General features: G+C 71.7%; 15 protein-coding genes. All 15 read right to left on the reverse strand.

The genetic code is table 11. The annotated features are described in order from the left end of the window. Window positions 1-49: 49 nt before the first annotated feature. Window positions 50-1402 carry a glutamate-1-semialdehyde 2,1-aminomutase gene (locus G5C60_RS13030; RefSeq protein WP_165258372.1) on the reverse strand — a complete coding sequence of 451 codons (1353 nt, stop codon included), beginning with the start codon at window positions 1400-1402 and terminating at the stop codon, window positions 50-52. Window positions 1403-1409: 7 nt separating this feature from the next. Further along, on the reverse strand, window positions 1410-1961 hold the full coding sequence (locus G5C60_RS13035) for a dTDP-4-dehydrorhamnose 3,5-epimerase family protein (RefSeq protein ID WP_165258374.1): 552 nt from the start codon (window positions 1959-1961) through the stop codon (window positions 1410-1412). Continuing rightward, on the reverse strand, window positions 1958-3211 hold the full coding sequence (locus tag G5C60_RS13040; protein ID WP_165258376.1) for a polysaccharide pyruvyl transferase family protein: 1254 nt from the start codon (window positions 3209-3211) through the stop codon (window positions 1958-1960). The genes G5C60_RS13035 and G5C60_RS13040 overlap by 4 nt, the downstream gene beginning before the upstream one ends. Continuing rightward, window positions 3208-4200: a glycosyltransferase family 2 protein gene (locus G5C60_RS13045; protein WP_165258378.1), complete on the reverse strand. Its 993-nt coding sequence runs from the start codon at window positions 4198-4200 to the stop codon at window positions 3208-3210. Before G5C60_RS13045 ends, G5C60_RS13040 begins: the two co-directional genes overlap by 4 nt. Further along, window positions 4197-5504, reverse strand: a complete 1308-nt coding sequence (locus tag G5C60_RS13050; RefSeq protein WP_206439441.1) for an MATE family efflux transporter — start codon at window positions 5502-5504, stop codon at window positions 4197-4199. The genes G5C60_RS13045 and G5C60_RS13050 overlap by 4 nt, the downstream gene beginning before the upstream one ends. Then, window positions 5501-6781, reverse strand: a complete 1281-nt coding sequence (locus tag G5C60_RS13055) for a DUF4910 domain-containing protein (protein ID WP_165258424.1) — start codon at window positions 6779-6781, stop codon at window positions 5501-5503. Before G5C60_RS13055 ends, G5C60_RS13050 begins: the two co-directional genes overlap by 4 nt. A 20-nt stretch (window positions 6782-6801) precedes the next feature. Further along, window positions 6802-7827: an NAD-dependent epimerase/dehydratase family protein gene (locus tag G5C60_RS13060; RefSeq protein WP_165258382.1), complete on the reverse strand. Its 1026-nt coding sequence runs from the start codon at window positions 7825-7827 to the stop codon at window positions 6802-6804. Window positions 7828-7830: 3 nt separating this feature from the next. Further along, window positions 7831-8478, reverse strand: a complete 648-nt coding sequence (locus tag G5C60_RS13065) for a PIG-L family deacetylase (RefSeq protein ID WP_165258384.1) — start codon at window positions 8476-8478, stop codon at window positions 7831-7833. Further along, a complete protein-coding gene (locus tag G5C60_RS13070) occupies window positions 8475-9305 on the reverse strand; it encodes a glycosyltransferase family protein (protein ID WP_165258386.1) in 831 nt (276 codons plus the stop codon). The genes G5C60_RS13065 and G5C60_RS13070 overlap by 4 nt, the downstream gene beginning before the upstream one ends. Window positions 9306-9316: 11 nt before the next feature. Next, the gene (locus G5C60_RS13075; protein ID WP_165258388.1) at window positions 9317-10552 is read right to left on the reverse strand and encodes a class I SAM-dependent methyltransferase; all 1236 of its coding nucleotides are present in this window, start codon (window positions 10550-10552) and stop codon (window positions 9317-9319) included. Beyond that, window positions 10549-11823 (reverse strand): glycosyltransferase, encoded by a 1275-nt coding sequence (locus G5C60_RS13080; RefSeq protein WP_165258390.1) that lies wholly within the window; start codon window positions 11821-11823, stop codon window positions 10549-10551. The genes G5C60_RS13075 and G5C60_RS13080 overlap by 4 nt, the downstream gene beginning before the upstream one ends. Before the next feature lie 2 nt (window positions 11824-11825). Beyond that, complete coding sequence (locus tag G5C60_RS13085; RefSeq protein ID WP_165258392.1) at window positions 11826-13172, reverse strand: O-antigen ligase domain-containing protein; 1347 nt, start codon at window positions 13170-13172, stop codon at window positions 11826-11828. A 1-nt stretch (window position 13173) separates the two neighbouring features. After that, complete coding sequence (locus G5C60_RS13090) at window positions 13174-14706, reverse strand: right-handed parallel beta-helix repeat-containing protein (RefSeq protein WP_165258394.1); 1533 nt, start codon at window positions 14704-14706, stop codon at window positions 13174-13176. Window positions 14707-14910: 204 nt separating this feature from the next. Beyond that, window positions 14911-16914 (reverse strand): heparinase II/III family protein, encoded by a 2004-nt coding sequence (locus tag G5C60_RS13095; RefSeq protein ID WP_165258396.1) that lies wholly within the window; start codon window positions 16912-16914, stop codon window positions 14911-14913. Then, window positions 16911-19112, reverse strand: coding sequence for a Gfo/Idh/MocA family oxidoreductase (locus G5C60_RS13100; RefSeq protein ID WP_165258398.1), 2202 nt, complete (start codon window positions 19110-19112; stop codon window positions 16911-16913). The genes G5C60_RS13095 and G5C60_RS13100 overlap by 4 nt, the downstream gene beginning before the upstream one ends. Window positions 19113-19138: the final 26 nt, after the last annotated feature.

The raw sequence follows: 19138 nt of genomic DNA on the forward strand, positions 1-19138 counted from the left end.
CACATCACGCCACGCCACGTCACCTCACGTCACATCAGGCCACATCACGTCACGCCAAGCGGCGGAACACGGGCTTCACCGGTCGTCCGGCCAGCCAGGGGGTGGGGTCGGCGGCGTCCAGTGCCTTCCGGTACACCGCACACGCCTGGGCTACCACGTTGACGGTGTGGTCGATGTCGGCGTCGCTGAGCGCGCTGCTCACCACGAACGACGGGGCCAGCACCCCGCCCGCGAGGAGTTGGCGCAGGAACAGGGTGCGGTACTCCTGCGACGGCTGCCCGTTCTCGTCGAGGGTCGCGAAGACCAGGTTGCTGGCCCGGCCCCGTACGACGATGTGGTCGCCGACGCCCATGGCGGCCGCGGCGTCGCGGACACCGGCGGCCAACCGCTCGCCGAGGGTGTGCAGCCGCGCGGTGATGCCCTCCTCGGTGTAGGTGGTCTGCACGGCCATCGCGGCGGCCAGCGAGTGCGTTTCCGCACCGTGCGTGGTGGACAGCAGGAACACCCGCTCGCCGGAGTGACGCAGCCCGCCCCGCTCCATCAGATCGCGGCGCCCGGCCAGCGCCGAGACGGCGAATCCGTTGCCCAGCGCCTTGCCGAACGTGGAGAGGTCGGGGACGACGCCATACAGGCCCTGGGCGCCCGCCTCGGACCAGCGGAAACCGGTGATCATCTCGTCGAAGATCAGTACGCAGCCGTGCCGGTCGGCCAGTTCGCGCAGGCCGGCGAGGTACCCGGGCGGCGGCTCGGTGTGGGTGGCGGGTTCGAGGATCAGGCAGGCGATCTCGTTCTGGTGGCGGTTGAGCAGCTCCTCCGTGGCGGCCAGGTCCCCGTAGGGGAACGCCATGGTGAGGTCGGTGGTCGCCGCCGGAATGCCTGCGGACATCGGCGTCGTACCGATGAACCAGTCGTCGACGGAGAAGAACGGATGGTCGCCGCAGAGGGCCACCCGCGGGCGCCCGGTGGCGGCGCGGGCGAGACGCACCGCGGCGGAGGTGGCGTCGGAGCCGTTCTTCGCGAACTTCACCATCTCGGCGGTCGGCACCGTGGCAAGGAAGCGTTCCGCGGCCTCGACCTCCACGATGGACGGCCGTACGAAGTTGCTGCCGCGGTCGAGTTCCCGCCGCACCGCCTCGATCACGCGCGGGTGGGCATGGCCGAGGCTGACCGACCGCAGCCCTGAGCCGTACTCGATGTAGCGGTTGCCGTCGATGTCCCACACGTGGGCACCGCGGCCGTGGCTGATGACCGGGGCCAGGTTCTCGGGGTACTGGTCGTCGCCCTTGGCGTAGGTGTGCGCGCCCCCGGGGACCATGGCGTGCAGCCGCTCGTTCGCCGTCCGCGACCGGGGCAGTCGGAACTCTTCGGTGTCTACTGTGTCTACCGTGTCTTCGGTGGCCACGCCGACCTCAACTCTCTATCTGCTGGAGGGCCTTGGCGAGGCTCGGCGCCTCCCGGTCTCGCTTGGACATTGATGTGACCGGCAGCGGCCAGGGAATGGCGAGCTCCGGGTCGTCGAAGGCGATCGTCACGTCCTCGGCCGGATCGTGCGGGCGGTCGATCCGGTACGAGGTGTCGGCGGTTTCGGTCAGCGCCTGGAAGCCGTGCGCGCAGCCCGCCGGGATGTAGAGGGTGGCCTGCGTGTCGCCGGACAGCTCGAAGAAGGCCCGGTTGCGGTAGGTCGGCGAGTCCGGCCGCAGGTCCACGACGACGTCGAAGATCCTTCCGTACGAGCACCGCACCAGCTTGGCTTCGCCGGCGCCGGAGCGCAGGTGCAGGCCGCGCAGCACGCCCCGGACCGAGCGGGACAGGCTGTCCTGGATGAAGGCGTCCGGGTCGAGGCCCACCGAGCGGACCACGTCGGCGTCGAAGGTGCGGCAGAAGAAGCCGCGCTCGTCGGCGTACGGCGTCGGCTCGAACAGGTACCCGCCGGAGATCTCCGGAACTTCGGTCGCTTTCATGGAGTCTCCTGCTGAGCGTGGGCGTGCGTGTGGTTGTGGTCGGCCGCCGGGAACAGGGCCGCGGTCAAGGCGGCGAACTGGTCCTCGAGTTGCCGGGCGGCGGCCAGGTTCCGCTCGGCGAGGGTCCGCCGCAGCTCCGCCGATCGCTGCTCCAGCGCCCGGAACTGCTCGAGCAGCCGGTCGGCGTCGACCGCGCGAGCCGGGTGGCAGTACGCGGCAAGGCCCATCCGGTCCATGAGCGCGTCGCTCTTCGCCGCATAGCTGAGTGCGAGCGTCGGCGTGCCGGCCTTCAGCGCGCAGATCAGGTTGTGGTACCGGGTAGCCACCACGGTGTCGGCAGCCGCCGTCTCCTTCATCAGGTCGGCGAGCGAGGCCGCCTCGGCGGCGGTGACCAGCGGCGAGTCCACCGCGTCGAGGATCGCGGCGACCACCGGTGCGTCGCACTCGTCGCCGGTGAGCAGCCGGACCGGCCTGCCGTCATCAACCAGTGTGCGGACAAAGCGAGTTGTCCCGTCGAGGTAGCGCCGGTGGATCTCCTCGGCACGGGCGCGGTCGTCGTTGCCGCCGTGGAAGGCCATGACGCCGACGCAGACCGGGCCCGGCGGGCCGGCCGGGCCCGAGGGCGCGCTCGCCGGCGGCGTCGGCAGGGCGAAGGCGAGGTCTGGGTAGACCCGGTCGCGCGCGGTGTTCACGCCCATCGCCCGCATCGCGTCGCGGGACAGGGTGTCCCGGTACGAGCGGTACGCGGCCAGCCGCGCCGACCAGCGCACCAGGGCCCGGGTCGGCCGGTCGCTGATCGTGTCCGCGCCGACGCCGACCAGCGCGACCCGGGTGCGCAGCAGCCGGCCACTCGCGCAGAGCAGGAACAGCGAGTACGGGAAGCCCCACGGCCGCAGCGGCAGCGTGGCCTCCAGGACGCCCATGCCCGGCACGATCACCACGTCGTGCCGGCGCACCCAGGCGGCGGTGCGGAAGACGTCGACGAGTTTGCCCAGGCCCTTCCCCGCGATCGCGCCCGCACGCGACGCGGTCCGGTACTCCCCGCGGTACCAGTGCAGCCGCGTCGCGCGGATGCCGTACCGGGCCGTGACGACCTCGGGTCCGCCGCACAGCGCGTCCACGACCGCTTCCGGGTGCTCGGCGCGGAGATACCCGAGCACGGCCTCGAGCGACCCGTCGTTGCCGAGGTTGCCGGAGCCGAGCAGGCCGAACACCCCGACGCGCACCGGGGTTTCACCCGCGGACGTCATGCCTGCCTCCCTTCACGATCTGCACGGTCTGCACGACCTTCACGGCCTGCACGACCTTCGCGGCCGGCGACGAGGGCGTCGACGGAGACGGTGAGCCCGCCCGGGTCGACGGGGGCGCGGTCCTCGACCCGCTCGCCGGCGCCCGGCCGGACCCGGCTGGTCATCCACGCGGCCAGGTGGCGGTAGCACGCACGCCGGTCGGCCGCGGACAACGGCGCCCGCCGGATCGCCGAGACGAAGCCCCAGACGTACTCGGCGAGCAGCCGGGGCGTCGGGTGCAGCGGGCCTGCCCGGCGCGGGTCCAGGTTGACGCACCGGGAGCGCTTGCCGGGGTTCGCCCGCTCGGCGCGGGTGGGGTGGTCGCGGCGGAAGTACAGCAGCTCCGGCACCTGGTGGAAGGGTCCGTGCAGGACGATCTCGGCGACGAACGTGCGGTCCGCGTGGTGGTAGCTGTCGTGCGGCTTCACCCGGCGCAGCACGTCGGCCCGCATCACTCCGTAGAAGTCGTCGCCGCCGGGCTCGACCAGCATGCTGCGGAAGCGCTCCGGTGCGTGCGGCGAGGCGGTGGCGAGCGTGTAGTCGTACGGGACCTTCACCTGGCCGTCCTCGTCGATGACCGCCTGGTCGGCGTGCGCGAGGATCACCTCGGGCCGCTCGTCCAGCGCCTGAACGCAGCGCCGCAGCAGGTCCCGGGCGTAAAGGTCGTCGTGCGAGGCCCACTTGAACAGCTCGCCGCGGCACTCGGTGAACACGTAGTTGTGGTTCGGTGCGGCGCCGATGTTCCGGGGCAGCCGGATGTACCGGATGCGGGAGTCCTTCGCGGCGTACTTGCGGCAGATGTCCTCGGTCCCGTCGGTCGAGGCGTTGTCGGAGATGACCAGCTCGAAGTCCTCGTAGGTCTGGCCGAGCAGGGCGTCGAGCGACTCGGCGAGGTACTCCTCGCCGTTGTACACGGGCAGGCCGATGCTCAGCCGGGGAAGGGCGGTCATGGCGTCCTCACTTCGCGGATGGGGGGTTGGTGGCGCTCGCGCAGGGCGGACCGCAGATGCAGCCACCACACGGCCGAGCCGCAGACGGTCGCGGCGGCGACGCCCCAGGCCGAGCCGACCGTGCCGGCCACGGCCGCCCCGCCGAGCCCACCGATGACGTAACAGGCGGAGGCGAACAGCTGGCTGCGCAGGCTGCGCCGGGCCGCGCCGAGGGCGCGCAGCCCGGCCGCTGCGCCCATGCCGAGGCCGGCGCCCGCGACGCCGAGCGTGGCAGGCACGATGAGCTCCGAAGAGGAGTGCCAGACGTCGCCGAGCACGAGCTCACCGAAACGGTCCGGCACCAGCAGCAGCGCCGCGCCCCACAACAGCACGGCGGCGGTCTGCCCGCCGCTGAGCAGGAGGCAGAACTTGCCAAGACGGTGCGGGGCCCGCCGCAGCACCCGTGCCGCCTCCGCGACGGTGACCAGCGAAAGTCCCATCAGCACCGCGAGGAACGGGCCGAGCAGGAGCTCGGCGCCCCGGACCACACCCACCGCGCTGACTCCGACGATCGCGCCGAGCCCGTACGCCCGCAGCTGGGCCGCGCCGCTGACGCCGACGTTCTCGACCAGGTACCGGTAGCCGAGGTCGCGGTGCTCGCGCAGCCAATCGCGCGCTCCGGTCATCCGGGGCCGGATGCCGGACTGGAAGCAGCCGTACGCCGCGGCCACCGTGGCGGACGCGCCCCAGGCGAGCACGAAAGCGGCCACGCCGCCGACGCGGGCCGCCACCACCATGGCGGGGACGAGCGCGACGCCCCACACGAGGTCGTTGACGAACGCCTTCCGCCCGGCGCCGGCGGCGAAGAACGAGTACCGCCAGGCGTCCTGCAGCAGCAGCCCCGGCAGCATGACGCCGAGGCAGGCGAACGCGGGCCCCACGCGGCCGCCGAGAGCCAGCCCGCCCACCAGACACACCGCGCCGATGGCGGCACCGACGCCGAGCGCGGTACCCGACGACCGGGCCACCGCCCCGCGCCAGGACCAGTCGGGCACGCCGCTGAAGCGCACCACGAGCGGATCGGTGGCAAGGCCGCGGGAGACGCTGAGCACCACGCCATAGGTCACCCAGGCCAGGCTGAACACGCCGAACGCGGCCAGCCCGAGCGAGCGTGCCACGTAGATCCCCACCGCGAAGTTGGTCATGCTGGAGGCCGCCTGGTCGGCCAGTCCCCAGGACAGCCGGCCGACGAGGGCCCGCCGGGCGGAGCCGGCCGGTCGCGCCGTTGCCCGCGGTTTCTCCCCCTCGGTGGTCATCGGCGTCATGCCTTGATCAGCCCTGCGCCGTGCAGGGCGCCGGCCGCGGCGGCGACGGTGTCGAACGGCAGCCCGGACCGCTCGGTGACGTCCAGCAGACTGTGCTCGCCGTCGGACAGATTGAGCACCCAGAGCATGGCCATCTGGGCCTGCTTGGTGTCGCTGCGGCCGCCGAGCGCGTCGTACAGCCCGCGCCGGCCCAACTGCGGTTCGCCGTAAGGGCTGAGGTTGACGTACTGGCGGTTGCGGTCGAGGACGGCGAACGCCTCGCGGCAGACGGAGAGGGTGTCGGCCATCGCCTCCGGGGAGACGAAGTCCAGGTTGTCCGCCGAGGTGTGGTACTCGGGATAGCCGGCGTACGGGGTCCGGCTGAGCGAGCCCACGCCCAGATTGAACCCGGGCGAGCAGTACTGCCGCTCGTCGTAGCCGTACGGAGTGAACTCGGTGACGTGGTGCGGGCGTTCGGAGGCGGCCAGCACATGCCGCATCACCCGGTCGATCTCCGCGTCGCCGCGCCTGCTCTGCTTGTACGTCAGTTGGCCCGAGTCTCCGGCGCAGGCCAGCACGAGGCCGTGCTTGACCCGTCCCACCCGCTCCGCGTTGCGCGCCAGCCAGGTGATCGCCCCGATGGTGCCGGGCGCGAAGATGAACCGGTAGGTGTAGTACGGCGGCTGCTCCTGCTCCGCCAGCGTCCGGGCCAGGAACGTCGCCACCGCGATGCCGGCCAGGTTGTCGTTGGCCAGCGAGGGGTGGCAGACGTGGCAGGAGACGATCACCTCGTCGGGGACCTGCCCGGGGACCACGTGCTCGGCGTAGGTGAGATGGCCGTCGGCGAGGGTGGAGTCGATACGGACCTCGTAGTCGCCGTCCGGCATCGCGTCCAGGGTCTCCTGGGCCAGACAGAACCCCCACTCCGGCTTGTAGTAACTGGTGCGGTACGGCACCCAGTTCGGGTGCTCCGGAAGGGTGTGCAGGTGCGCGCGCAGCTCGGCCAGCGGCATGGTCGCCGACACCGGCACGCTGTAGCCGAGCACGTGCAGGCTGGACTCGGCGAAGTCCACGACCCGCTTGCCGGCGGCGTCGGCGATGTACGCGTCCCGGATGTTCCACTCCTGCGGCACCGTCCAGTCGAGCACCTGCGTCCCGGTCGGCACCTCGTGCACCTGGAGCGGGACGTACTCGCCGACGATGTCCAGGGTGGCGCGCACCCCGTCCCCGGTGATGCTCCGGCACAGCGGGTACAGCCGCTCCACCAGCGCGTACATCTCGTCACCGGCCGCGGTCATCGGCTGCTCGCCGGCCGCCGTCATCGGCGCCACCGCAGGGTGTCGTCGACGGTGCCGGCGTCGGACGCCGCGCGCAGCACGGCAAGCCGGGTGAAGCGTCGCTCGAAGTCCTCCCGGGTCAGCCCGTGTTTCCGGTAGGCGTCGGCGAGTTCGAGCGCACCCTGCTTCACCGTCCACTCGCAGTCGAAGCCGGGTATCGCGGCGCGGAACCGGGAGAAGTCCACCCGGTAGGACCGCGGATCGGCGCCGTTCTCCCCGGTGATCCTCACCTTCGCGCCGGACACCGCCTCGGCGACCTGCCCGGCGATCTCGGCGACCGTGACGTTGTTGATCTCGCTGCCGATGTTGAACGCCCGGTCGTGCACCGCTTCCCGCGGCGCGGTCAGCGCGGCCGCGAAGGCCCGGGCGATGTCGGCGGCGTGCACCAGCGGGCGCCACGGGGTGCCGTCGGAGAGCACAAGCACCTCGCCGGACAGGAGCGCATGGCCCACCAGGTTGTTCAGCACGATGTCGGCACGCAGCCGGGGCGAGTAGCCGAAGGCGGTGGCGTTGCGCATGAACACCGGGGTGAAGTCGCCGTCGGCCAACGCGTGCAGGTCGTCCTCCACCCGCACCTTGGACTCCGCGTACGGCGTCACCGGGCGCAGCGGGGCGTCCTCGCCCACCAGGTCGTCGCCGCCGGCGGCGCCGTACACCGAGCAGGTCGACGCGTACAGGAAACGCCGCACTCCTGCGTCGCGGGCCAGCCGGGCCAGCCGTACGGACGCGTGGTGGTTGATGTCGTAGGTGAGGTCCGGCGCCAGCGATCCCAGCGGGTCGTTGGAGAGCGCGGCCAGGTGGATCACGGCGTCCACCCCGGCCACGTGGTCGGCCGTGATGTCGCGCAGGTCCACCCGATGACCCTGCGGGTCCGCGGGCGTGGGGCCGAGGACGCAGTCGGCGAACAGGCCGGCGTCGAGGCCGACGACTTCGTGTCCGGCGGCCGCGAGGACCGGGGCCATGACGGTGCCCAGATAGCCCTGATGTCCGGTCAGCAGTACGCGCAAGGTTCAATCCCCCAGGTTGAGCGTGAGTTTGGTGACGGCGAACGCCTCGGCGTAGCGCGCGTGGCTTTCGATACCGCGGATGCGGGCAAGGCCGAGGAAGGCCTCCCGGTCGTACCAGGGCCGGTGCCGCTGCGAGGGGTAGTGCTCCTGAAGCAGCCGCACCTTCAGTTCGGCGATCTCGGGCGACAGCGGCTGGTACGCCGTCGGACGGCCGAGATCGCCGTCCCACTTGACGATCTCGTAGCCGAGCACGAGGTGGTCGCGGAACGCGGTGGTGACCAGCTTCGCCAGGCCGCGGTGATCCTGGTGCGCGTCCTCGGTGCGCGGGGCCAGTACGAGATCCGGCTCGGTCTGCTCGCGCAGTTCCTCGACCGCGGCCTTGGCCTCGTCCCAGTGCGCGGGCAGCCGGCCGTCCGGCAGCTTGTGCACGGTCAGCCGCAGGTCGGCGCCGGGACAGAAGGCGGCGAGCGCGGCCTGCTCCTCCTGCTCGCGCTCGGTGCCGCCGCCGGAGAGCACCAGCGCGTCGACGCGGGTGCCCGGGTGCGTGAGGCACATGGTCAGCAGCGTGCCGCCGGCGCCGATGGCGATGTCGTCGCAGTGCGCGGCCACCGCGACGATCCGGTCCAGGCGCCCGGCCCCGAGCCCGATCACGCTCTCACTCCGGCGCCGTTGCCGGTCGCACCCTGGAGACCGGCCCCCGCGCCGTCCCGTTCCCACACGGCCCACGGGCGGTCGCCCCGGGCGTAGGCGGCGTCGAGCGCGGCCCGCTCCTTCACGGTGTCGGTCGGCTTCCAGAAGCCGCGGTGCTGGTGCGCCATCAGGCGCCCCTGCTTGGCCAGTTGGGCGCATCCGTCGGCGACCAGGTCCCCGTTCTCCGGGATGTGGTCGAAGACCTCCTGGCGGAGCACGAAGTAGCCGCCGTTCTCCCACAGCGGCATATCGCTCACCGCGGTGATGCCCCCCACCAGGCCGTCGTCGCCCAGGTCCACACAGTGGAACGAGGACTGCGGCGGCACCACCATCATCGACGCCCCGGCGTCGCGCTGCGCGAACCGGTCGATCATCTCCGGCAGCGGGGCGTCGGTGAGCACGTCGGCGTAGTTGGCGAGGAACATCTCCTCGCCGTCCAGGTGGTGCCGCACCCGGCGCAGCCGCTCCCCGATCGGTGACTCGATGCCGGTCTGCACGAACGTGATCGTCCAGTCGGCGATGTCGGTGGACAGCAGCTCGGTCTGCCCGCCCCGCAGCACGAAGTCGTTGGACACCGTCTCCTCGTAGTTGAGGAAGAAGTCCTTGATGTGGTGCGCCCCGTACCCGAGGCACAGGATGAACTCCTTGTGCCCGAAGTGCGCGTAGTAGCGCATGACGTGCCAGATCAGCGGTCGCGGGCCGACCATCGCCATCGGCTTGGGTATGTCGTCGGAGGTTCCGTTGCGCATACGCAGCCCGTAACCGCCGCAGAACAGGACGACCTTCATGCTGTGCCCTTTCAAGACGCGACCTCGACAATGCTCAGTTCCGGGATGGGAAAGACCAGCCGGCCGCCCCACTCGTGCACGAAGGACAACTGCTCGACCAGCTCGGCCCGCAGGTTCCACGGGAGGACGAGCACGTAGTCCGGTCGGTCGGCGGCTATCTGCTCGGGCGGCAGGATCGGGATGCGGGTGCCGGGGGTGAACCTGCCGTGCTTGTAGGGGTTGCGGTCGACCGTGTACGGCAGCAGGTCGGGCCGTATGCCGCAGTGGTTGAGCAGGGTGTTGCCCTTGCCCGGGGCGCCGTAGCCGACGACCGTCTCGCCGCGCTCGGCCGCCTCGATGAGGAACCGCAGCAGATCCCGGCGCACCTTGGCGACCCGGGCGGAGAACTCTGTGTACCCGGACAGCTCCTGGAGCCCGGCCGCCTTCTCCCGGGCCAGCACGTCGGCCACCCGCTGCGTCGGCTCGCCCGCCACCTCGGCCGGCCGGGCCCACAGCCGGATGGAGCCGCCGTGCGTGGGCAGCAACTCGACGTCCACGAGCGCGAGTCCGCCGCTCGCAAGGGCCCGCATCGCGGCGGCGACCGTGTAGTACTGGAAGTGCTCGTGGTAGATCGTGTCGTACTGGTTGTCCTCGATCAGGGTCAGCAGGTGCTGCACCTCGATGGAGACCCAGCCGTCGTCGGCGACCAGGGCGCGCAGCCCCCGGGTGAAGCCGACCACGTCGGGGATGTGCGCGTACACGTTGTTGGCCACGACCAGGTTCGCCGGGCCATGCTCGGCGCGGACGGCCGAGCCGGTGTCCGGGTCAAGGAACTCCGTGAGCGTGGGCACACCCGCGTCCCGCGCCGAGGCGCCGACGTTCACCGACGGCTCGATGCCGAGGCAGCGGATCCCCCGGTCCACCACGTGCCTCAGCAGGTACCCGTCGTTGCTCGCGACCTCGACCACGAAGGCGTCGGGGCCGAGAGCGAGCCGCTGTACGGCGTCGGCGACGTACGTGCGCGCGTGCTCCACCCAGGAGGTCGAGTACGAGGAGAAGTACGCGTACTCCTTGAACGTCTCCTCCGGCGTGATCAGCGGCGGGATCTGCGCCAGCCAGCAGTCGGTGCAGACCCGCAGATGCAGCGGGTACGCCGGCTCCGGCTGGTCCAGTTGGTCCGCGGCGAGAAAACTCTCGCACGGCGGCGTCGCCCCCAGATCGACGACGCTCGCCAGCGTCGTCGAGCCGCAGAGTCGGCATCGTGTCATCTACTGCCCCCATCCGGCTCGCGTGGGTGCCCCCACCGCGAGCCAGTGATCTCGTCCCCAATCGGCGGCGGGCTGTCCCCGCCGCCGTACCGCACCGCGATCGCGGTGCGGTACCCCTCCACCAGGCGCTCGAGGCCGACGGCCGGGCTGAAACCCTGCTCGTAACGGCGTCGGGCTGCCTGGCCCATCTCCCGGCCCAGGGCCGGCTCGGCCGCGATCCGGCGTATGCAGGACGCGAGCGAGGCGGGCTCGCCCGGCCGGTGCAGCAGTCCGGTCACGCCGTCCTCGACGAGTTCGACGAAGGCGCCGTGACCGGCGGCGACGGTCGGCACCCCTGCCGCCATCGCCTCCACGACCACCAGGCCGAACGCCTCCAGCCATGTCGAGGGAGCGACCACGGCGACCGACCGCGCGACGGCCTGCTGGCTCTCCGCCGCGTCATACAGGCCGACGTACCGCACGTCGTCCCGGCCCGCCGCCCAGGCGGTCACCTCTCGCTCCAGCGGCCCCGTGCCGGCGATCACGAGCGGTACGCCCACACCGCCGCTCGCCGCGATCTCGTCCCACGCGGTCATGAGCAGCCGTACGCCCTTGGCCTCCGCGAGTCGGCCGAGATAGAGCAGATGCTCGCCGTCGCCCGTTCGGCGGGCGCTCGGCTCCGGCACGAAGTTGTGCTTCACCGCGAGGCGTTCGGCCGGCATGCCGGCCCGCGCCAGGACGTCGCGCTGCGCCGCGGAGATGCAGAAGAACCGCTCCACCCCGGACCACCACCGCCGCCGGTTGACCGACAGGCTGACCGCGAGCGGCACCGTCGCAAGGCGGGAGTTCCGGTAGCAGCCGTGCCGGACGGCGGGCAGCGGTGCAGAGCCGACGCACTCGGTGCACGGCCGGCCGTCCCGCTGCAGTGTGCCGGGCGGGCAGACCTGGGTGTAGTTGTGCAGCGTGGCGACGACGGGCACGCCGGCGTCGGCGCAGGCGGCAAGGACCGCGGGCGACAGGAGCGGGAAGACGTTGTGGACGTGCACCACGTCAGGCCGCTCGGCGCGGAGCTTGGCGGTGAGCTCCGAGCGGACCGCCGGGTTCCACGGCACGAGCAGCGGCACCTTGGCCTTGCCGAGGAGGGACCGGGCGGCGATGTCGTCGCTGCGCCGCTCGAACAGCTCGACCCGGTGGCCGGCCCCGCGCAGCAGCGCCACCTCCTGGTCGACGACCTTGTTCTCCCCGCTCGGCTGCGCCGAGCCGTAGCGGTTGTGCACCACGAGGACATGCATGCTCAGGTCACCTCCGATTTCCGGGCCCATCGTGGGATGCGCCGTCGAGGGGCTTCGGGCTTCGGGAGTCGAAGGACTTCGGGCGTCGAGACAGGTGCGGGCGCGGCAGGTGCCGCAAGCAGCGAGGCGGCCAGGGCCAGATGAAGCAGATACGGCGAGGCGTCGCCGAGGCCTGCCTCGGTGTACGACGCGATCGCGCAGTAGCTGATCAGGAAGATCGCGCAGGCCCTCTGCAGCGACGGCGGCCGAAGCAGCGCGACGCCGCCCAGCACGACGAAGATCGCCGTCACCAAGGTGACGCCGGTCCAGCCCTGCTCGTGGTAAACGGCCAGCCAGCTGTTGTCGATCGGCAGCCCGCCGAACGACTTGTCGCCCAGGCCCATGCCGAACAACTTCTCCCCGGTCGTCCGGGGCGCCGCCAGCAGGGCGTCCCAGACCTTGGCCCGGCCGGTGAGGCTCGTGAGGTACTCCTGGCTCTGTCCGCGCAGGAACCACGCGCGTAGCAGGGAGGAGAATCCCACCGCGGCCACCGCGGCGCACAGCACCGCCCAGGTGAAGAACCGGCGGGCGGCGGCACTGGTCAGGACGAGCGAGCCGATCGCCAGCATCAACCCGATGAGCAGGCCGAGTGTGGCCGTCCTGGTATGGGTCAACGCGAGCAGGACGATCGACGGCACGATGACCATCGCCGCGCTGGTCCTGTCGGTCCGGCGGCCCAGTACGAGCAGCACGGTGAGCCCGATGATCACCGCGGCGTACTGTCCGATCTGCGGCGGGGTGAGCGGCCACAACGCGCCGACGAGGCGTCCGCCGTAGAGCTCGGGCATGGCCGCGCCCGGTGAGATGACCAGTCCTGCGGCCACGGAGCCGAGCACCGCGAAGTACATCCGGATGTGGTGCCGGACGAACGTCAGGTTGCCGTCCCACCAGCGGCTGAGCAGCCACAGCGTGCCGATGAAGAGAGCCAGCCGGGTGCAGCGGAACAGCGCACCGAACCCGGACTCCAGGTTCACGCTGGAGATCACGCTCGGCACCACCAGCAGGGTGAGCAGGAGCACGAAGGCGCTGGCCCGGATGCGCAGCCGGAGATTGACGGCGAGCGCCAGCGCGAACGCGGCGACCAGCGCGCCCATGGTGACCATCTGGATGAGGGAGCGGGGCAGCGGAATGATGGTCTTCGCCCCGGCGGAGCCGAGCGTGTTGAGGATCAGCAACGCCCAGACGGTCCCGACGAGCCTCGGTGTGCCGGCGATCCTCGGTGTGCCGGCGGGGCGCGGTTCGGCGCCGGTCCGCGTGGCCGCCGTGTCCGGTCCGCCGGGCAGCCCACCGTGCCGCAGGTCTCCGGCCATCTCAACCACCGGCCCGTGGGGCGAGGGTGCTGCCCGCGTCCTGCTCATAAGGCGTGCCCTGCCACTGCGCGAAGCCGAGGACCCGGCTCGGGTCGTGGGCGACGAACTTCCACGGTCCGCGGTAGACGTTGTCGTGCCAGCGGTTCTGCTGCTTGTCGGTGATCGCGTCAGCCACCCGCTCGCCCTTGTACGGCGACCAGTCGGGATAGGTGCCGTAGTTGGACAGCACCGCCATCCGGTCGCACTTCGCCGTGCACTTGACGACGGACATGTCCAGCACGAAGCGGTTGTCGTGGATGTCCACCCGCTGGGTCTTCCACCGGCAGTCGTCGTAGAGCGGTGGCTTGGCGATCGCCGGCTGCACGCAGCGGTCGGTGTCCCGCGCCAGCAAGGTGCAGTCACCGGACGAGGTGTTGGCCGGGCTGTTGCAGAACCGGTCGGCGTTTTCCCACAGGGTGATCCCGGACCAGTTGTTCTCCAGCACGTTCCGATAGACCTCGATCTTGTCGGTGCGGGCTTTGACCCGTGGCTCGCCGCCGGACTCGGACAGGTAGACGGTCGCGAACGGGAAGTCGTCGCCGCGGGCGGCTTCCCTGCGGCCCTCGACCCAGTTGTTCCGCCGGATCTTGTTGTCCCGGATGACCGCGTTGTAGCTGGTCTCGTAGATCAGGGCGGCACCGTCGTTGTCCTCGAGCACGTTGTTCTCGATGCGGAAGTCGTTGTTGTTGGTGTCCGCCCACAGCCCTGTTCCGCGGTTGTCGTGCACCCAGTTGCCGCGTACGTCGGCGCCGTTGACGGCCCAGAACTTGATGCCTCCGGTGCAGCCGCAGCCCTCCCGCCGCCGCTCCCAGTCGCCGGTGTTGTTGCCCACGATCTCGTTGCCCTCGACCACCAGGCCGCGGAGAGAGCCGTCGGCCTTGTACGCGTTCATGCCGTACTGGCCGTTGTCGCGCAGGCAGCTGGCGCGGACCTGCTGACGGGCACCGGCCATCAGCCCGGCCCCGGAGTTCTGCTGGATCGTCGCGTGCTCGATCACCCACCCGTCGGCCGAGTCATGGTTGACCACGCCCTGGTCGTGCGGTGCGACGAATCGCTGCACGGTCAGGTAGCGGATGGTGACGTCGCGGGCGCTGCCGCCGAACGCGTACTGGTTCTTCTTCCCGCCGTCGAGCACCGCGCCCGGCGCACCGAGGTAGCGGTTCCCCGCCTTGGGGATGACCTGGGCGTAGCGGTCCGGGTCGAGCCTGTGCTTGCCCGGCCGAAGCCAGAACGTGGTCTTCGGGGGGCTGTTCTTGGTCTTCGCGGCCAGGTCACCGACCACCTCGGGGTCGACCGTCACCGCGCCCGCCGGGGCCTTCGCCGGCCCGGCCGCGGGCTTGGCGCACACCTGGGCCACGGACTTGGCCGGTGCGGTGGACGGCGCACCGGTCGGCTCCGCCGTGGCGTCCGGCGTGCTCTCACAGCCGGTCACTGCCAGCAGAACCAGTACCAGCGGTGCCGCCGGCAACGCCCAGTGCCGCCACGTGATCCCCACGCGTCCTCCCTTGGCGGGCTTCTGACGGATCTCCGCGGCGTCGCGACGCCCGGCACGGGGTCTCGCCGTACCGGCCGAGAGCCCGAGTAGGCCCGGCCCGTCGACGGGGCCTTCCGGCCGGCCCGCCGAGAGCACGCGCCGGCTGCGGTCTTCGGCCGCAGCACGGCGGGCGCTCCTTCTTCCGCGGAAATCCATCAGAAGCACCTAGCCCTGGAACCTGAGTACGGTGGTGAACTCCCCCAACAGCGCAGTGCCGTCGGCGAAGCCCGTGCCGACCAGCGTTGTGGTGGGTTCCTTGCGTCCGAAGCCGGGGGAGTACCAGCCCAGCGGCGGGTCGGTCTCGCCGCGATGCGCCCGCCAGTTCAGCTGTCCGGGCAGGTCGAGCACCGCGGAGCGCCCCTCGCCGTCCCGGATCCAGGTGAGCATGGCCCGGTTCCCCACCAGGTCCGCGGCGATCGCCGGGCCGAGGTGGAACGCCAGGCGTACGGCGCGGCGCGGGCTGTCCTGGCCGCGCACCTCGTCGACCACCCTCAACTCCTGCTTCCCGGCGGTCAGTTCCACCCGGCGGCGGTGCACGGAGCCCTGGTAGCCGTCGTGTTCGGCGCACCAGCGGGCCGTCCCCCCGTCGGAGGTGCCGGATGTGTCCGCGACCAGGACGCGGCTGCGGGCATGCCGGGTCCACAGGAACGGGCCGCCGGAGACGGACTGGTCACCGCCGGCCAGCTCCAGGGTGTTGTGGCCGAGGGTCGAGCGGAAGTACTGCCGCCACTCGGGCTGCCCGTGGTAGCAGTACGTCCCCGGGTCGGCGAGTACGTCGACCCCGTCGTGCCGTACCTCCACGGACAGCGCGTCCGCGTGGGCGTGCGCGGCGATGGACAGGAAGCCGTGCGGGCCACCGTCGCAGCGGCACCAGATCTCTCCCGTCTCCGCCGGACCGCGCAGGATCGTCATGCCCGCGTCGGCGAAGTGGGCCGGCCGGCTTGCCGGGCGGGTCACGGCCGGTGCGGTTCCCTTTTCGGCGTACGGCCGGATGAGCGCGGCCAGCAGCGGGGTGCGCACATCGGCGCCGGTCACCGTCGGCCACCAGGTGAGCCGGCCGAACACGGCGTCCCCGGTGGCCAGCAGCGAGGCCCAGCGGTCGGTGCCCGCGCCGTCCACGACCAGACCGTGCCCGTCGTCCGCGTCGCCCTGGCGCGGCGGCCGCAGCCGGCTGTCCACGACGGCCGCGAGCGCGTCGGTCATCCGCAGCAGCACCAGCCGGATGAACGCGGGTACCGGCACGTCGGCGGCGTCCGCCTCGGCCACCGCGGCCAGGCCGAGTTCCAGCACGAGTCCGTGGTACTCGGTGGCCAGCTCGCGGTTGAGGCCGGAGGGGAAGGTGTTGCCGCGCAGGTGCCGCTCAAGGGACCGCAGCGCATCGGCCCGCCAACGCGCCGACGAGGGGAACCAGTCGAACGCGCAGGTCGCCGCGAACTGCCCGGCGGCCTCGGCGATGACGTGGTTGTTCGCCGAGGATCCCCGGCTGGGGAAGGCGGCCAGCCAGCGCTGGTGGTGCCAGATCTGGTTCAGCGCCACCGGGTTGTCCTCGAACAGACCGGCCACGCCCGGCCAGCCGTCGAGCAGCCGGCGGACCCACACCCAGGACAGCAGCCGGATCCCCAGCTCGATGCCGCTGATCCAGTGCACGCCGCGCAGCGGCGGGTTGGCCGCCCACCACGACCGCAGGTGCTCGGCCACGCGCTCGGCGTACCGCTCGTTCCCGGTGATCGCGTAGGCGGCGGCGAGCTGGGTGAGGTACTGGTGCCGGGACAGCTCCCAGATCTGCTTGATGTCCCCGACCGCGTCCTCGTTCCGGTACGGCACGTCGAAGGCGTAGCCCCACGGAGCCCGGCGCCCGGTCTTCGGGTCGCCCCACCAGTCCGGGTCGACCAGGTCGTCGCGGACCACCCCGAAGTACTCGGCGTGCCCGTACATCAGCCGGTCAGCCTCGGCGATGAGGCGTTTCGCGGCGTCCGGAGGTATGGCGGCGATCGTCCCGGCGGGCAGTACCGCGGTGAACCGGGCGCCGGTCACGGTCGGGCAGTCAGGGCGTGCCGACCGCCACCGCCGCCTGCGCACCGCGTCGCCCGCCCGGCCGCCGACCTCCCGCGGTCCCATCCGGGACAGCCGCCGCAGGTACCAGCCCGCACTCCCCGAACTCACAGTCATCGCGGCCCCGCCAGCGTCACCGGCGCACCGCCCGCGAGGCCGGCCTGCACGGCGAGGGTGGCCGCCGTGGTGGCGACCAGCGACTCCAGCGGCACCGGCATCGGCCCACCGGTCCGCACGGCCTTGATGAACGCGGCCAGCTCGGCGTTCTGGCCCTTGTCCCGGGCCTTGGGAAGGCGCGAACTGACCCACTTCTTGCCGCCGTACACCGAGGCACGGACGAAGTCGTCGAGCCGCAGCACCTTGCCGTCCGCGACCAGGTCCAGCGTCTCCTTGGGGAAGCCGGGCGCGCCGGTCGTGACGTAACTGATGGTGGCGGTGGACTCGTCCGGGTAGCGCAGCACGACCTGGAGGTCCTCGTTGCCGGACGTGGCGACCGCGTACACCGACACCGGGTCGGCCTCGAGCAGCCAGCTCGCCGTGTCGATGAAGTGCCCGCCCTCGCCGGCGAACCGCGAGCCCTCGGCGCCCTGTTGGAGGTACCAGCTGCCGTGCTGCAGCCGGCCCGCGTTGACCAGGTAGCGCAGGCTCGCCGGCCCTGTCCGGGCGCCGAACCGCGTCCTGGCCTCCTGGAGCAGCGGCGCGAACCGGCGGTTGAAGCCCACCTGCAGCCGGTCGTTGCCGGACTCCTCCACCGCCGCGAGTACGCCTGCCAGTTCGTCCTCGGTGAGGGCCAGGGGCTTCTCCACGAACACCGTCTTGCCGGCGAGGAGCGCTCTGCGGGTCAGTTCGGCGTGCGAGCTGTGCCGGGTGACCACGAACACCGCGTCGATGGACTTGTCGCCGAGCACGGCGTCGAGATCGGTGGTCGCCTCGGCGAAGCCGAACTTCCGCTGCGCGTTGGCCGCGGACAGTGCTGTCGTGGTGACGACCGTCGACAACTCGATGCCCTCGCGCTGTGCCAGGTGCGGCAGCAGCATCGACGTCGCGTAGTTTCCCGCGCCGATGAACGCGAGGCGCACCGGCGACTTGGCGGCCCGGGCCGGCGTGGAAACTCCGCCGCTGGGCCGCTTCACCGCGGGCACGGCCACCGTCGGGGCCGCCGCTTCCCCTGCTTCCGCTGTGTGTTCATCGGGGCCGGCGTACCGGAACAGCACAGCCACGGCCTTCAGGTCGCCGTCCTTCAGGCTCTGGTACGTCTCGACGGCGTCATCGAAGTCGGCGATGTGGGAGACCAGGGGCTCCACGTCGACGCTGCCGCGGGCGAGGAGATCGAGGAAGCACGCCAGGTTGCGGCGCTCGGTCCAGCGCACATAGCCGATCGGGTAGTCCCGGCCCTCCAGTTCGTACTCCGGGTCGTAGCGCCCGGGGCCGTAACTGCGGGAGAACCGGACGTCGAGCTCTTTCTCGTAGTACGCGTTCCACGGCAGGTCCAGGCGGCACTTGCCGATGTCGACGACCCGGCCGCGGTCCCGGCTCAGCTTGGCGGCCAGCTCGACGGGCTGGTTGCTGCCGCCGCCGGCCGCCAGGTACACCTGGTCCACGCCGTGCCCGCCGGTGAGTTCGGCGACGGTGGCTTCCACGGCCGGGGACGCGGGATCGCCGCAGGCCGCGGCGCCCAGACGCTCGGCCAGCTCGCAGCGCACCGGGTCGGGGTCGACGCCGACGACGCGGACTCCCGAGGCGGCGAGGAGCTGTACCACCAGCTGTCCGATCAGCCCGAGGCCGATGACCAGTGCCACTTCGCCGAGCTGCGGCTCGCCCTGGCGTACGCCCTGCAGCGCGATCGACCCGACGGTGCCGAAGGCCGCGTGCTGCGGCGCGAGGCCGTCCGGCAGCGGGGCGTAGAGGTTCTTCGGCACCCAGTTCAGCTCGGCGTGCAAGGCGTGCTCGTTGCCGGCGCAGGCCACGAGGTCGCCGACCGCCACATCGTCGATCCCGGCGCCGACCTGCTCGACCACCCCGCACAGCGAGTAGCCCAGCGGTGTGTAGGAGTCCAGCTTGCCCATCACCTTGCGGTAGGTGGCGGGCACTCCGTTGGTGGCCACGCTCTGCATGACCTTGGCCACCTGGTCGGGCCGGGAGCGGGCCTTGCCCACCATCGACATGCCGGCCTCGGACACCTTCATGAGCTCGGTCCCGGTGGAGATCAGCGAGTACGCGGTCCGGACCAGCACACCGCCCGGCTTGCACCCCGGCACCGGCACGTCGAGCAGCGCCAGTTCGCCGCTCTTGTAGTTCTGCACTACCTGTTTCACCCAAGCTCCTCTTGATTCCTACGCCG

The organism is Streptomyces scabichelini (assembly GCF_011045015.1).
Lineage (GTDB): Bacteria > Actinomycetota > Actinomycetes > Streptomycetales > Streptomycetaceae > Streptomyces > Streptomyces scabichelini.

Coding starts and splice junctions, on each gene's coding strand:
- G5C60_RS13035 (WP_165258374.1), bottom strand. CDS start 1,961: ATGAAAGCGACCGAAGTTCCGGAGATCTCCGGCGGGTACCTGTTCGAG.
- G5C60_RS13040 (WP_165258376.1), bottom strand. CDS start 3,211: ATGACGTCCGCGGGTGAAACCCCGGTGCGCGTCGGGGTGTTCGGCCTG.
- G5C60_RS13045 (WP_165258378.1), bottom strand. CDS start 4,200: ATGACCGCCCTTCCCCGGCTGAGCATCGGCCTGCCCGTGTACAACGGC.
- G5C60_RS13050 (WP_206439441.1), bottom strand. CDS start 5,504: ATGACGCCGATGACCACCGAGGGGGAGAAACCGCGGGCAACGGCGCGA.
- G5C60_RS13055 (WP_165258424.1), bottom strand. CDS start 6,781: ATGACCGCGGCCGGTGACGAGATGTACGCGCTGGTGGAGCGGCTGTAC.
- G5C60_RS13070 (WP_165258386.1), bottom strand. CDS start 9,305: ATGAAGGTCGTCCTGTTCTGCGGCGGTTACGGGCTGCGTATGCGCAAC.
- G5C60_RS13075 (WP_165258388.1), bottom strand. CDS start 10,552: ATGACACGATGCCGACTCTGCGGCTCGACGACGCTGGCGAGCGTCGTC.
- G5C60_RS13080 (WP_165258390.1), bottom strand. CDS start 11,823: ATGCATGTCCTCGTGGTGCACAACCGCTACGGCTCGGCGCAGCCGAGC.
- G5C60_RS13085 (WP_165258392.1), bottom strand. CDS start 13,172: ATGGCCGGAGACCTGCGGCACGGTGGGCTGCCCGGCGGACCGGACACG.
- G5C60_RS13095 (WP_165258396.1), bottom strand. CDS start 16,914: ATGACTGTGAGTTCGGGGAGTGCGGGCTGGTACCTGCGGCGGCTGTCC.